The organism is Streptomyces corallincola, from assembly GCF_019104725.1.
In the GTDB taxonomy this organism is placed as follows: Bacteria; Actinomycetota; Actinomycetes; order Streptomycetales; family Streptomycetaceae; genus Streptomyces; species Streptomyces corallincola.
Genome location: NZ_JAHRXF010000001.1, coordinates 67,511 through 81,464, shown reverse-complemented (window position 1 = coordinate 81,464; position 13,954 = coordinate 67,511). Strand labels below are relative to the sequence as shown.

Genomic DNA, 13,954 nt, shown 5'->3' with positions numbered 1-13,954 from the left:
GGCTCCTCGTCAGCTACGGCTATTTCGTCATGGCCATTTACAAATTAGTATGCGCACGCGTCCGGGGGAAGGGACAGGGTGTGCCTGGAAGGCCGCCGAGCCGCGTGAGAGGGAGAACCCGATGTCAGCAGCCGAGGGACCGCTCGTCGTCGGCGTGGACACGTCCACCCAGTCCACCAAGGCGCTGGTCGTGGACGTGGCCACGGGGCGGGTCGTGGCCAAGGGACAGGCACCGCACACGGTGTCGTCCGGCGCGGCGCGGGAGAGCGATCCGCGTCAGTGGTGGGAGGCACTGTCCGAGGCGCTGGGTCAGTGCGGCGAACCGGCGCACGAGGCCGCGGCCGTGTCGATCGGCGGCCAGCAGCACGGTCTGGTGACCCTGGACGGCCGGGGTGAGCCGGTCCGTCCGGCGATGCTCTGGAACGACGTCCGTTCCGCGCCGCAGGCCGAACGGCTGGTCGCGGAACTGGGCGGCGCGCAGGGCTGGGCGGAGCGCACCGGGAGCGTGCCCGGCGCATCCTTCACGGTCACCAAGTGGGCGTGGCTGGCCGAGCACGAACCGGAGGCGGTGCGCGCCACCCGCGCGGTGCGCCTGCCCCACGACTACCTCACGGAACGGCTGACCGGGCAGGGCACCACGGACCGGGGCGACGCCTCCGGCACGGGATGGTGGGCGTCGGCCACGGAGGCGTACGACGAGGAGACCCTCGCGCACGTGGGCCTCGATCCGGCGCTCCTGCCCCGAGTGGTGAAGCCGGGCGAGGTGGCGGGTACCGTGCGCGAGCATCACGAGCTGCCGTTCTCCAGGGGGACGCTCGTAGCGCCGGGGACGGGTGACAACGCGGCGGCGGCTCTGGGCCTTGGGCTCCGACCGGGCACTCCGGTGCTGAGCCTGGGCACCTCGGGCACGGTGTACGCGGTCTCCCGGCGTCGCCCCACCGATCCGACGGGCACCGTCGCGGGTTTCGCGGACGCGCGCGGTGACTGGCTGCCGCTGGCCTGCACCCTGAACTGCACACTCGCCGTGGACCGTGTGGCCGCGCTACTGGGCCTCGACCGCGAGGCCGTGGAACCGGGCCACACCGTCACGCTGCTGCCGTACCTCGACGGCGAACGCACCCCCAACCTGCCGCACGCCACCGGTCTCCTGCACGGGCTGCGGCACGACACGACCGGCGGCCAGCTCCTCCAGGCCGCCTACGACGGCGCCGTGCACGCCCTGCTGGGCGCGCTCGATCTCGTACTGGAGGACGACGCGGACCGCACCACTCCGCTGCTGCTGATCGGCGGCGGAGCCCGAGGTTCCGCCTGGCAGCAGACGGTACGGCGCCTGTCGGGACGTCCGGTGCAGGTGCCGGACGCGCGGGAACTGGTCGCGCTGGGGGCCGCGGCGCAGGCGGCGGCACTGCTGACCGGCGAGGATCCGGGTGCGGTGGCGCGGCGCTGGAACACGGCGGCGGGTCCGGTGCTCCCAGCCGTGGAACGCGACGAGGCGGCGCTCCGGCGGATCGGCGGGGTACTCTCCGACGCGGCCCCGCTGCTGGCGCGGAACCCGGAGCCACGCTGAATCGTCCCTGTTCACCGAGGTGGCACCAGAGTTTCGCGGAGACCACACAGGGGCCGAGGCGCCTGTCACCGAACCGAGGACCGACCACGCGATGACCGATTCCCCGCACGAGAGCCGTCCCGTCGGCAGGGGGCGGTCGTCACAGGACACCCAGCAGGGCATCCGGCGGCGCAATCTCGCGCGCGTGATGCACGCCGTGCGTGCGGCGGGACCGCTGTCCCGCGCGGCCGTCGCCTCCCACATCGGTCTGACCCGTGCCGCCGTGTCCACGCTGGTGGACGACCTGATCCGCTGGGAACTGCTGGAGGAACTGGGTCCGGAACGACCCGGCCGCGTCGGTCGGCCCGGCTCGGCACTGGCGGTCAGCGGCCGGGGCCCGGCCGGGATCGGCGCGGAGATCGGGGTCGATCATCTGGCGGTCTGCGCGGTGGATCTGACCGGCGCCGTCCGCGCTCGGGCCGGACGGCGCGGATCGAACCGGGGGCGGCCCCCCGAGGCAGTCGCCGAGGAACTGGAGGCGCTGGTCCACAAGGTCGCGGCGGAGGCGAAACGCGAGGAGCTGTGGCCCGCCGGGCTCGCCGTCGCCGTACCCGGTCTCGTCGCGCGGGACGGCCGCACGGTCGTCCGGGCGCCCAATCTCGGCTGGCAGGACACGGATCTCGGCCGTCTGCTGCCCTCGCCGCTACCGCTGACCGTGGACAACGAGGCGAACTTCGGGGCGCTGGCGGAACTGTGGCTGTCCCCCGGCACCCCGGCCGACTTCCTGCACGTCTCGGCCGAGATCGGCATCGGCGCGGCGGTGGTCGTGGACGGCGCGGTGTGGCGCGGCACGCGCGGGTTCGCGGGCGAGGTGGGGCATGTGCCGGTGTATCCGGACGGCCCGGGGTGCGCGTGCGGGGGGCGCGGGTGTCTGGAGCAGTACGCCGGTGAGGAAGCGGTCCTGCGCGCGGCCGGACTGGACACGCGCGAGGACGCGGTCGCGCTGCTCGGGGAGCGTGCCGGGGCGGGCGACGAAGGGGCGCGGCGGGCGCTCCGGAACGCGGGGGCCGCTCTGGGGATCGCGCTGACCGGGGCCGTCAATCTGCTCGATCCGCGGACCGTCGTGCTGGGCGGCGCGCTCGCCGCGCTCTCGCCGTGGCTCCTGCCCTCGCTGGAGGCGGAGTTGAGGGGGCGTACGACCGGTCCCGCGTGTCCGGTCTCGGTGTCGCGGCTCGGCTCGCAGGGGCCTCTGCTGGGGGCGGCGCATTCGGTGGTGCGGGGCGTTCTGGATGACCCGGCGGGGGTGGCGGAGCGCGGGTAGGGGGCGGGCTGCGGAGGTTGTGGGCGGGACAGGAACCCCGATGGGGCGCGGGTGCGGGGTGCGGGGTGCGGGGTGCGGGGTGCGGGGTGCGGCGGGCTCCTCCCCGCTTCATGGCTGAGCGTCACTCCATCGGGTGATCGAGTTCTCCACATTCATCGACTTGTCCACTGTTCCGGGGTACGCCCTTCTGTCCAACTCGACGGCACCGTACGGTGATTCACACGCGGTGCGAACGGGTCGTCACGACCGGGACCGGAGAGCGCCCGAGGCGTGCACACGTTCCGTGACGCTGGACGGAAACCGAACGAGCGGGGGAAGTCATGCGGGCGACCGACGAAGAAACAGGCTCTCTGCATCAGGCCTTACGCAACTCCGGTGACGAAATCCGTGGTGGTCGTGTACGACACCGGCCCCGGCGGGTAACGCCTGTGACGATGCATCAGTGCTTCAGGCATGTGACACCCCACATCCATCCCTGAAAGGCGGCCGATCATGGACTCCAACCTGCCAGGTGCGCGGCTCGGCAGACGACGCATCCTCCAGGGCGCTGCCCTCGCCCTCCTCCCCTACACAGCGCTTCCCGAGGTCCACGCGAGCGCGGCGGGAACCGTGGACTACCCGTCGGCGGAGTGGAGACCGGCTGTCACCGGGAACTACACCGTGTCGAAGCGTCCCGCGAGCTACACCATCGACCGTGTGATCATCCACGTGACGCAGGAGACGTACACGAACACCGTGGGGATCTTCCAGAACCCGGCGAAGAAGGTGTCCGCGCACTATCTGGTCCGCTCGGCCGACGGTCACGTGGCGCAGTGCGTGCGCGAGGCCGATGTCGCCTGGCACGCGGGGAACTGGGACTACAACACGCGCAGCATCGGAATCGAGCACGAGGGATGGGTGGATCAGCCCGCCTACTTCACCAACGCTCTCTTCGAGCAGTCCGCCAAGCTGACGGCGTCGGTCTGCGACCGGTACGGCATCCCCAAGGACAGGGCGCACATCCTCGCCCACGCCGAGGTACCGGGCACCGACCACACCGATCCGGGTCCGAACTGGGACTGGGTCCGCTACATCAGGCTCGTGAATTTCGCCTAGCCGGAGATCACCCCCTTTCCGGACGGGCATGTCGAACCGGTTGTCCGCGTCAACACGTCGCGTGACGATGGGTACAGCTACTTCTTCGTCCGGGGAGGGCGCCGTGACAGATCCGTGGGTGGCTCTGGAACCGGGGGCCGACCCTGCCGAGCGCATCCGGGTGCTGCGCCGGGCGCACGAGACGTTCACCTCGGCGGGGACCGTGCCGCGTCCGGTGCGCGAGGTGGTCGCCGATTCGTGGCGGCGCAGCGCGCGGGCCGGGGTCGGGCCGGACGGCACCGCCGACGTGGAACTGACCGACGACGATCTCGGCGGCTACCGGGCGGAGCATCCGCTGGCGCGGGTGATGCCGCTGTTCCGGGAGCTGATGGGCACATTCGCCTCCGACGGTGAGCATCTGCTCGCGGTGTGCGACGCGCACGGCAGGCTGCTGTGGGTGGAGGGGCATCCGGCCACGCGGCGCCGGGCCGACGGGATGAACTTCGTGCCGGGTGCCCGCTGGTCGGAGAGCGCGGTGGGGACGAACGCGCCCGGTACCGCCGTCGCGCTGGACCGACCGGTGCAGGTGTTCGCGGCGGAGCACTTCATAAGGAGGGTGCAGCCGTGGACCTGCGCGGCGGCGCCGATCCATGATCCGCACACCGGCCGGGTACTGGGCGCCATCGACATCACCGGCGGGGATGGCCTGGCGCATCCGCACAGCCTGGGCTTCGTGCAGGCGGTGGCGCGGGCGGCCGAGTCGCAGCTCGCGCTCCTCGCTCCCCCGCTCCGTACCGATGGCGCGGTCGTACTGAGCGCGCTGGGCCGGGACGAGGCGGAGCTGCGGCGCGGGGGCGACCGGGTCCGGCTGAGCCGCAGGCACAGCGAGATCCTGGTGCTGCTGGCTCGCCATCCGGAGGGGCTGACCGGGGACGAGCTGCTGTGCGCGCTGTACGCGGACGAGTCGGTGACCCCGGTGACGCTGCGCGCCGAACTGGCCCGGCTCCGGCGGCTGCTCGAGCCCGCACTGCTCGCCTCGCGGCCCTACCGGCTGACGGCGCCCGTGGAGTGCGACGCGACGCTGGTGGAACGGCGACTGGAGACGGGGGCGCTGACCTCGGCGGTGAAGGCGTACGCGGGTCCGCTGCTGCCCGGATCGCAGGCGCCCGCTGTCGTGCGGCTGCGGCAGCGGCTCGCCGACGGCCTGCGGACCGCTCTGATCGCTCACCGCGACCCCGATCTGCTGGCCGACTGGGCGCACACTCCGTGGGGCGAGGACGACCTCGACATCTGGCGGGCCCTGGTGGCGGTACGGCCCACCGCACCCGCGCTGGCACGGCTCACCGCGCTCGAATCGGAGCTGGGTCCGCCGGGTCTCCGGGCTCCGGTGCGGGGCTCCGTGTCGCAACCTGCTCGCAACGTTCGTCCGGTTAGCCTCGCGCCGAGAGCTGTCCAACGGCGGGCAGCGCTTCACTCGGGAGGCAGACCAGCATGACCCGTTACGCGGCGCCCGGCACCGAGGGCGCGATCGTCTCCTACCAGCCCCGTTACGACCACTGGATCGGTGGCGAGTACGTACCACCGGCCCGCGGGCAGTACTTCGAGAACCCGTCGCCGGTCAACGGGCAGCCGTTCACCGAGATCGCGCGCGGCACCTCGGAGGACGTCGAGCGGGCACTGGACGCGGCGCACGAGGCCGCACCCGCGTGGGGGCGCAGGTCGGTCACCGAGCGGGCGGACATCCTGCTGAAGATCGCCGACCGGATGGAGGCCAACCTCGAACAGCTCGCGGTGGCCGAGAGCTGGGAGAACGGCAAGCCGGTCCGGGAAACACTGGCCGCCGACATTCCGCTCGCCATCGACCACTTCCGCTACTTCGCCGGGGCGATCCGTGCGCAGGAGGGGTCGCTGGGCGAGATCGACGACGACACAGTGGCGTACCACTTCCACGAGCCGCTGGGCGTGGTCGGGCAGATCATCCCGTGGAACTTCCCGATCCTGATGGCCACGTGGAAGCTGGCCCCGGCGCTGGCGGCGGGCAACGCGGTCGTGCTGAAGCCCGCCGAGCAGACTCCCGCGTCCATCCACTTCTGGATGAGCCTGATCGCGGACCTGCTGCCGCCGGGCGTCGTCAACATCGCCAACGGCTTCGGCGTCGAGGCGGGCAAGCCGCTGGCGTCCAGCCCGCGCGTGGCGAAGATCGCGTTCACCGGTGAGACCACGACCGGGCGGCTGATCATGCAGTACGCCTCGGAGAACATCAAGCCGGTCACCCTGGAGCTGGGCGGCAAGTCGCCGAACATCTTCTTCGACGACGTGTGGGCCCACGACGACGACTTCCGCGACAAGGCGCTCGAAGGCTTCACGATGTTCGCGCTCAACCAGGGCGAGGTGTGCACCTGCCCGTCGCGCGCCCTCGTCCAGCGCGGCAACTACTCCGAATTCCTGGAGGCGGCAGTCGCCCGCACCGAGCTGATCAAGCCGGGCCATCCCCTGGACACCGACACGATGATCGGCGCCCAGGCGTCCAACGACCAGCTGGAGAAGATCCTCTCCTACCTGGACATCGGCCGCCAGGAGGGTGCCCGCGTCCTGACCGGTGGCGAACGCATCGACTACGACGGCGAGTTGAAGGGCGGCTACTACGTCCAGCCGACCATCTTCGAGGGCGACAACCGCATGCGGGTCTTCCAGGAGGAGATCTTCGGTCCCGTCGTCTCCGTCGCGGCGTTCGACGACTTCGACGACGCGATGAAGATCGCCAACGACACCCTGTACGGCCTCGGCGCCGGTGTCTGGACCCGCGACATCAACACCGCCTACCGCGCGGGCCGCACCATCCAGGCGGGCCGCGTCTGGACCAACTGCTACCACGCCTACCCCGCCCACGCGGCCTTCGGCGGCTACAAGCAGTCCGGCATCGGCCGCGAGACGCACCGCATGATGCTGGAGCACTACCAGCAGACGAAGAATCTGCTGGTGTCATACTCGCCGAAGAAGCTCGGCTTCTTCTAGAGGCACGCGAAAGGTGCCTGACCTGGAGACTTCCCGGTCAGTCGCCTTTCACTGAGCCGCTCGACGGTCAGGAGCGGGCGGTGGCGGTGGTTGTGGCCGCTGTCGGGGCGGGCGGGAGGGTCCAGTTCTGGGCCGCTGTCGCGTTGCAGGTGTAGATCTGGAGTTGCGTGCCGTTGGCGGTGGAGGAGTTGGGGTCGTCCAGGCACTTGCCGGAGTTCGGATTGGTAAGGGAGCCGTTGGAGCCGGTCCTCCACTGCTGAGCGCCGCTGCCGTTGCAGCGGTAGAGCTGGACGAGAGTGCCGTTGGCGGTGCCGCTGTTGCTGACGTCCACGCACTTGCCGAGGACACGCAGCGTGCCGTCGGCGGCGATGGTCACATCCTGGGCGTAGGACTGGTTGCACTGCCAGGTCTGGAGGTGGGTGCCGTCTCCGGTGCCGGAGTTGGCGACATCGAGGCAGAGTTTGCCGCTCGTGCCCGCCACGCCCGAGGTGAGCGGTCCGACGCGCGGTGTCGCAGGGGCCGCGACACCGCCGCCGTACGACGGAGGTGCGGCGGAACTACTCGAGGCCCAGTCGGTGTTGGCGGTTGTGCCCAGGGTGTAGCCGAGAGTGCCACCCGAGGTGAGGGCGCTGGTGGGTGCGTAGGCGTTGTTCCAGGAGCCGCCGTTCCAGGTGGCGGACTGGACGTAGGGCGCGTTGTCGGCGGCGCCATTGCCGTTGACGGTGAGGGTCGCGCCCGACGAGAGGGCGATGACGGCCTGAGGGAAGAGCGGTGAGCCGAGGGCGAGGTCGGCGGTGCCCGGGGTCTGCGGGAACATGCCGAGCGCGGACCAGACGTACCAGGCACTCATGGCGCCGAGGTCGTCGTTGCCGTCGGCCAGTCCGGCGGGGGTGTTGGACCAGATCTGGTCCTGGATCGCGCGGACCGTGCCCTGCGTCTTGTACGGCGCGCCGGTGTAGTCGTATTCCCAGGGGAGTTCGATGCTGGGTTCGTTGCCCACCCACGCGTAGCCGTTGTCACCCTTGAAGCTGCGCAGCACGGTGTCGAGGTAGTGGTTCATGGCCGTGTTGCCGCCCTTGGCGCGGGCGAGTCCGGCGACGTTGAAGGGGACCATGCCGGTGTAGATCCATGAGTCGCCCTCGACCATGTCGGTGCCGCTGGTGGGGTCGAAGCCGCCGAGCCAGGAGCCGTTCGCGTTGCGGGGCTCCGCGAAACCGGAGGCCGGGTTGACGACGTTCCGCCAGTTCTGCGCCCGCGCGGCGTACGTCTTCTGGTTCGCGCTGTCACCGAGGGCACCGGCCAGCGCGGACAGGGCGAAGTCGGCGGTGTTGTACTCCAGGGTCGTGGCGACCGGCCCGTAGAAGTTGCAGCAGCCGTAGCTGCCGTCGTGCGGCATCCAGCCGGGTGAGTTCAGGTAGTTGAGACCGGGGCGGTCGTTGTTGGTCTTCGACGCCTGGGCGACCAGCGCGCTCAGCGTCTCGGCGGCGTCGAAACCTCGGGCACCGAAGGCGTAGTAGTCCGCGATGATCGCGGCGGCCGGGTCACCGACCATCACGTACGACTCGCCGTTGTACTCGGACCACTTGGGGAAGATGCCGGTCTGCCGGTAGTCGTCCAGCATGGACTGCGCGGTGTCGGACGCGGCCTGCGGATCGACGAGCGCCTCCAGCTGCGCCTGGGAGCGGTAGATGTCCCATCCGGAGTAGTTGCCGTAGACGGCCCGGTGGCCGGAATCGACGGTGTGCGTCCGCCCGTCGAAGCCCGCGTACTGGCCGTTGGTGTCGCTGACGATGTTCGGGTGCAGCAGCGAGTGGTACAGCGCCGTGTAGAACATCCTCTGCTGGTCGGTCGTGCCACCGCCCGTCTGGATCTTGCCCAGTTCGGCGTTCCAGGTGTTCTGGGCGGCGGTGCGGGTGGCGTCGAAGTTCCAGTTCGGGTTCTCCGCCGCGCGGTTGGCGGTGGCGCCCGCGACGGAGACGTAACTGATGCCCACCTTGGCCTGGACGACGGGATGGGCGGTCGCGTCGAAGGTCACGTAGCCGTTCTGCGCGGCGGCCTGGGGAGTCGCCTTCGTAGCGGCGGAACGCGCCCTTCCGTTGGGCGGTGCGACGGACGGATCGCCGTGCAGCTTCGGTTTGTTGGGCTTCTCGGCCGCGTTCCGACCGGCGCCCCGCTCGGCAGGACTCCGCAGTGTCGGCGCGGCGGAGGGAGTGCCGCTGGTCTTGAACGGCTGGTCGAAGACCATGTCGAAGTAGATCGTGTACGTATTCCCGGCACCGCAGAACCGGCCGCTGGTGACCTGCCCGCTGACCTCGGTTGACGAGACCACGTTGAACTGCGTGTTGCTCGCGCCGTTCTGGCTTCCGGTGAGCTTGAAGACCAGGTTCGCCTGCGTGGTCGAGGGGAAGCTGAAGCGCGCCATGCCGCTGCGGCTGGTGGCGGTCAGCTCGGTGGTGACCTTGTTGTCCAGCGCCACCTTGTACGTGCCCGCCGACGCGCTCTCGTTCGTGTGCGAGAAGCTGTCGGTCGCGGAGGTGCTGACCGCGCCGATGGTGGGAAGCACCGGGATGTCCCCGGCCGCGCCGCAGCCGGGTCCGGCGATGTGCGTCAGGCTGAAGCCGGTGATCGCCTTGTCGTTGTACTCGTATCCGCCGCCGGGCGGCCGGGAGGGCGTGTCGGGGCTCCACTGCACCATCCCGAACGGGACGTCCGCGCCGGGGAAGTCGTTTGCCTGGTTCGAGGTGCCGATGAACGGGTTGACGAGCCCGGCGGGCGCGGTGACCAGCGCGGCGGGTGCGGCTGCCGCTCCGGGCGCGGGAGCGACGAGGAGCGCCGCCGCCAGCGCGGTCGAGGCGAGCAGCCCCGTGCCCAGGGCCGCCGGCGGGCGGGGGGTGAGTCTCATGTCCGTCGTACTCCTTGCGTTCGTGCCCACCCGGTCGTAGGGGCCGGCGGGCAGCGGGAGGAACGGGACTGTGCGAGCGGGTGGTACGGGCCGCGCGAGCACTGACAACGTTGTCGATCGACAACCGGGTCTACGTCCGATACGGAGGCGCGTGAGAGGTTCCGCGCGTCGGGCGTCCCGTGCGCGACGGGGTGGCCGTTGAGGTCCGAGCTGAGCGCGTGCCTCTCGGGAAGTTAGGGGGTTAGCAGGTTCACGTCAATGGCTTCGTGGGGAGTTCGGGGCGGAATTCGGCACGAGGACGAGTCGCGGGTGAGTGCGCGAGGGCAGGAGGTATCGGGCAGCGTCCGTAGCCCCTGCTCGGCCGCTGACCGATGGCGGGCGAACGGTCCGGGAGAGTGCGTCTTGCACACCCCCACTGACCGCGCCCATCGACCGCATCCTCGGCCGGTAACAGGGCGCTCGGACGGAGGAGTTCACGCACACGATGGCGCAGCGGTGCAGCAAGGACACCCCTCCCCCACCGCGCACGAGCCCGCACCCGCACCCAGCCGTCAATCAGCCGCACGTCACACACCTGCGCGTCTACGCGCTCCGAGCTGGCGCACCGGCCCCGGCCGCCGTGAACCGTTGGCCTCCGGGCCGACCCTGACCACCCTGCACATTCGACTCACCCCGTGATAGACGCCCGGAAGTGATAGCGGTCGCCACGGAAGACCGCCGCGGTGTACTCCAGAGGCTGGGCCTTCTGGTTGAAGGCGAGCTGGGTGGCGACCAGGACGGGGGTCGCGTCGGTGATGTCCAGCAGTCTGCCCTCCTCCTCCGTGGGATGCCGGGCCTCGACCGAGTAGTCCGCGACCTTGGGGAGTTGGGGCGGATCGGCGCGGCGGAGGGTGGCGAAGAGGGTGTCCTTGGTGAAGTCGGTCTCCGCCAGTTCCGGGCACAGCCCGAGGGGCAGCCGGTTGTGCTCCAGGACGACGACGAGGCCGTCGAGGAAGCGGAGACGGCGCATCTCGAACAGCGCGGCGCCGGGGCCGATCCGTAGGAGTTCGGATTCCTGGACGGTGGCCGCCCGCACCGTCGAGTCGAGCACCTTGTCGCGGAGCCGGAAGCCGTACTGATCGGCGTAGTCCGCGAACCCCCGCACCGACTGTCCGCCCGCGGCGGTGGGCGCGGGCGGGGCGTCCGGCGCCGCGTGCGAGTAACCGGCCGCCAGGAACCAGCCACGAGCAGGCGCGGACTCGATGATGTCCCGCTCGGCCAGTTCGGTCAGGGCGCTGCGCAGCGTGACGCGGGAGACGCCGTACCGGCCGGCCAGTGAACGCTCGGACGGCAGGCGGTCGCCCGGCCGGGCACCGTCGGCGGAGATGTCGTCCAACAGGCGTCCGGCGACGCGGGAGTACAGCGGCAGGGAGTCGTCACCCAGCAGGCCCTGCGGGAGACCGTTGTCCGATGGCATACCAGTTGTATACCAGATCGAGTGAAACCAGTCCAATACCAGTCTCAGGCCATTGACGGCCGCTAGACATACCAATAGCATTCCGGAAACGTTGCCGGTGCGGACATGCGTACCGATTTCGGACGCGTTCACGCACGAACCTGGAGCGGATCATGTGGAATCCCCTGGACGAAGTGGTGCGAGGCCAGAAGGCGGGCCGCCCGCACGGTGTGACCTCGGTGTGCTCCGCCCATCCGCTGGTCATCGAGGCAGCCGTGCGCCAGGCGCTCTCCTCGGGAGGCCTCCTCCTGGTGGAGGCGACCTCCAACCAGGTGGATCAGTACGGCGGTTACACCGGTATGCGGCCGGAGGACTTCCGCGAGCTGGTGCTCGGCATCGCCGCCGAACACGGCCTGCCACAGGAGCGGATCGTCCTCGGCGGAGACCACCTGGGGCCGAACCGGTGGCGCTCGCTGCCGCCCGAACAAGCGATGGCGGAGGCGGACGCGCTGGTCGCGGCCTACGTCCGGGCCGGTTTCACGAAGATCCACCTCGACTGCAGCTTCCCGTGCGTCGGTGACCCCGCGCCGCTGACCGACGACCTGGTCGCCGAGCGGACCGCGCGGCTGGTACGCGTGGCCGAGGAGACGGCGGGGCCCGCCGCCCTGGGTCTCCGCTACGTCATCGGCACCGAGGTGCCGGTGCCGGGCGGGGCCCACGAGACGCTGGAGGGCATGGCGGCCACCACACCTGGCGCGGCGCTTCTCACGCTCAGGCGGCACCGGGACGCCTTCGCCGCGCACCGCGTGGACGACGTCTGGCCGCGCGTGCTGGCTCTGGTGGTGCAGCCGGGTGTCGAGTTCGACCATCTCCAGGTGTTCGACTACCGGCCCGAGCGCACCGCCGAACTGCGGGAAGTCCTCGCGGACGAGCCGCACATGGTCTTCGAGGCCCACTCGACCGACTATCAGACCGCCGAAGGGCTCGCCGCCCTGGTCGCGCACCACTGGGCCGTGCTCAAGGTGGGCCCCGGTCTGACGTTCGCGCTGCGCGAGGCCCTGTTCGCGCTGGCAGCCGTGGAGGACGAACTCCTCGGCCCCGAGGAGCGGTCCGGCATCGTCGAGGTGGTGGACCGCCGGATGCGCGAGGACCCGTCCCGGTGGCAGGGGTACTACAACGGTGACACCGCCCGGCAGCGGCTGGCACGGCGCTACAGCTACAGCTACAGCGACCGCGTCCGTTACTACTGGCCCGATCCCGAGATCACCGCCGCGCAGGAGCGTCTGTTCGCCAATCTCGTGGCCGTCGGCATACCGCTCCCCCTGCTGAGCGCCCATCTGCCCGACCAGTACCGGCGGGTACGGGCCGGTGCCCTGGAGGCGACGCCCCGGGCCCTGGTCGTCGATCACATCCGAGACGTGCTGCGCGACTACGACCGCGCATGCCGTGTCCCAGACAAGGAGTACGTGTGACCACCTCCACCCAACAGGCGGCGCCCCGCAGCGGCGGGGCCGACCACACGGTCGCGGAGATCGTCCAGCAGCCCGCGGTATGGCGGGAGGTCGGCGCGATCGTGACCGGCGCGCGGACCGCACTGGACGCTTTCCTCGGTCCGCTGCTGGCCGAGCGGGAACTGCGGATTGTCCTGACCGGAGCCGGTACTTCCGCGTTCGCCGGTGAAGTGGTCCGGGACGCGCTGGCGCGGACGACGGGACGGCGGGTGGACGCGGTGTCCACCACCGACATCGTCGCGGACCCCCGCGCGGCCTTCCCCGACGACGTCCCAACGCTGCTCGTGTCCTTCGCGCGCTCCGGGGACAGCCCGGAGAGCGTGGCGGCCACCCGCCTCGCCGAGCAGGTGCTCGGCCGGGTGCACCACCTCGTCATCACGTGCAACAGCGCGGGGCACCTGGCCCGGACGCACGGGGAGAACGCCGCGTCCCACGTCCTGCTCATGCCTGCCGCGGCCAACGACCAGGGCTTCGCCATGACGTCGAGCTTCACCAGCATGCTGCTGGCGTCGCTGCTCGCCTTCGGCGCGACCGGCGCCGAGGGCGTGGAGGCGGCGGCCGTCGCGGCGGAGCACCTCACGTCGGGCGGTCTGGACCCGGCCATCGACGCCCTGCTCGCCCGTCGGCCCGAGCGGCTCGTCTACCTCGGCAGCAGCAGCGCGCTGAAGGGGCTGGCCCAGGAGTCCGCGCTGAAGCTGCTGGAGCTGACCGGGGGCGCGCTGGTGGCGTCCTCGGAGTCCTCGCTCGGCTTCCGCCACGGCCCCAAGTCGGTGCTGAACGAGCGCACGACGGTGGTGGTGTACGTCTCGAACGACCCGTACACGCGCCGCTACGACCTCGACATCATCGCGGAACTGCGCGCGGGGCTCGCGCCGGGCAGCGTCGTGGCCGTCACCGCGTCCCCCGACGGCCTGTCCGAGGACGGGACCTGGACGCTCCCCGGGCTCGCGGGCGCCGACGACGCGGTCCTCGCCCTGCCCGCCGTGATCACCGCGCAGCTGGTCGCGCTGCGTTCCTCGCTGGCGCACGGCATCACGCCCGACAACCCGTTCCCCTCGGGAGAGGTCAACCGCGTGGTGCAGGGCGTGACCGTGCACCCGCTCCCCGAGCGCGGCATCGCGTAACGGCGTCCGAGAAAGCCGAGTTGGAG

At 70.9% G+C, this 13,954-nt stretch carries 9 protein-coding genes; 7 read left to right on the top strand and 2 right to left on the bottom strand.

Features of this window, described 5'->3' with window-relative positions; genetic code table 11:
- Positions 1-121: 121 nt before the first annotated feature.
- The 5 genes from xylB to exaC all read left to right on the top strand — a co-directional run bounded on the left by xylB (position 122) and on the right by exaC (position 6,956).
- Positions 122-1,567 carry a xylulokinase gene (gene xylB, locus KUM39_RS00350; RefSeq protein ID WP_217783252.1) on the top strand — a complete coding sequence of 482 codons (1,446 nt, stop codon included), beginning with the start codon at positions 122-124 and terminating at the stop codon, positions 1,565-1,567.
- A 91-nt stretch (positions 1,568-1,658) separates the two neighbouring features.
- Positions 1,659-2,867, top strand: a complete 1,209-nt coding sequence (locus tag KUM39_RS00345) for an ROK family transcriptional regulator (RefSeq protein ID WP_217783251.1) — start codon at positions 1,659-1,661, stop codon at positions 2,865-2,867.
- A 492-nt stretch (positions 2,868-3,359) separates the two neighbouring features.
- Entirely contained in the window at positions 3,360-3,962 is a 603-nt protein-coding gene (locus KUM39_RS00340) for an N-acetylmuramoyl-L-alanine amidase (protein ID WP_217783250.1), read from the top strand.
- Positions 3,963-4,065: 103 nt separating this feature from the next.
- Positions 4,066-5,436, top strand: a complete 1,371-nt coding sequence (locus KUM39_RS00335) for a GAF domain-containing protein (RefSeq protein ID WP_217783249.1) — start codon at positions 4,066-4,068, stop codon at positions 5,434-5,436.
- Positions 5,433-6,956, top strand: coding sequence for an acetaldehyde dehydrogenase ExaC (exaC, locus tag KUM39_RS00330; RefSeq protein WP_217783248.1), 1,524 nt, complete (start codon positions 5,433-5,435; stop codon positions 6,954-6,956). Before KUM39_RS00335 ends, exaC begins: the two co-directional genes overlap by 4 nt.
- 67 nt (positions 6,957-7,023) lie before the next feature.
- Here the strand turns inward: exaC and KUM39_RS00325 are convergent, their stop codons facing one another.
- Together KUM39_RS00325 and KUM39_RS00320 are read right to left on the bottom strand one after the other, a co-directional pair.
- Positions 7,024-9,858 carry a lectin gene (locus KUM39_RS00325; RefSeq protein WP_217783247.1) on the bottom strand — a complete coding sequence of 945 codons (2,835 nt, stop codon included), beginning with the start codon at positions 9,856-9,858 and terminating at the stop codon, positions 7,024-7,026.
- A gap of 667 nt (positions 9,859-10,525) precedes the next feature.
- Complete coding sequence (locus tag KUM39_RS00320; RefSeq protein WP_217783246.1) at positions 10,526-11,314, bottom strand: GntR family transcriptional regulator; 789 nt, start codon at positions 11,312-11,314, stop codon at positions 10,526-10,528.
- 152 nt (positions 11,315-11,466) lie between these two features.
- On the opposite strand from KUM39_RS00320, the gene KUM39_RS00315 reads away from it, so the two are divergent.
- A complete protein-coding gene (locus tag KUM39_RS00315; RefSeq protein WP_217783245.1) occupies positions 11,467-12,765 on the top strand; it encodes a D-tagatose-bisphosphate aldolase, class II, non-catalytic subunit in 1,299 nt (432 codons plus the stop codon).
- Complete coding sequence (locus tag KUM39_RS00310; protein ID WP_308288010.1) at positions 12,762-13,928, top strand: SIS domain-containing protein; 1,167 nt, start codon at positions 12,762-12,764, stop codon at positions 13,926-13,928. The genes KUM39_RS00315 and KUM39_RS00310 overlap by 4 nt, the downstream gene beginning before the upstream one ends.
- Positions 13,929-13,954 lie beyond the last annotated feature (26 nt).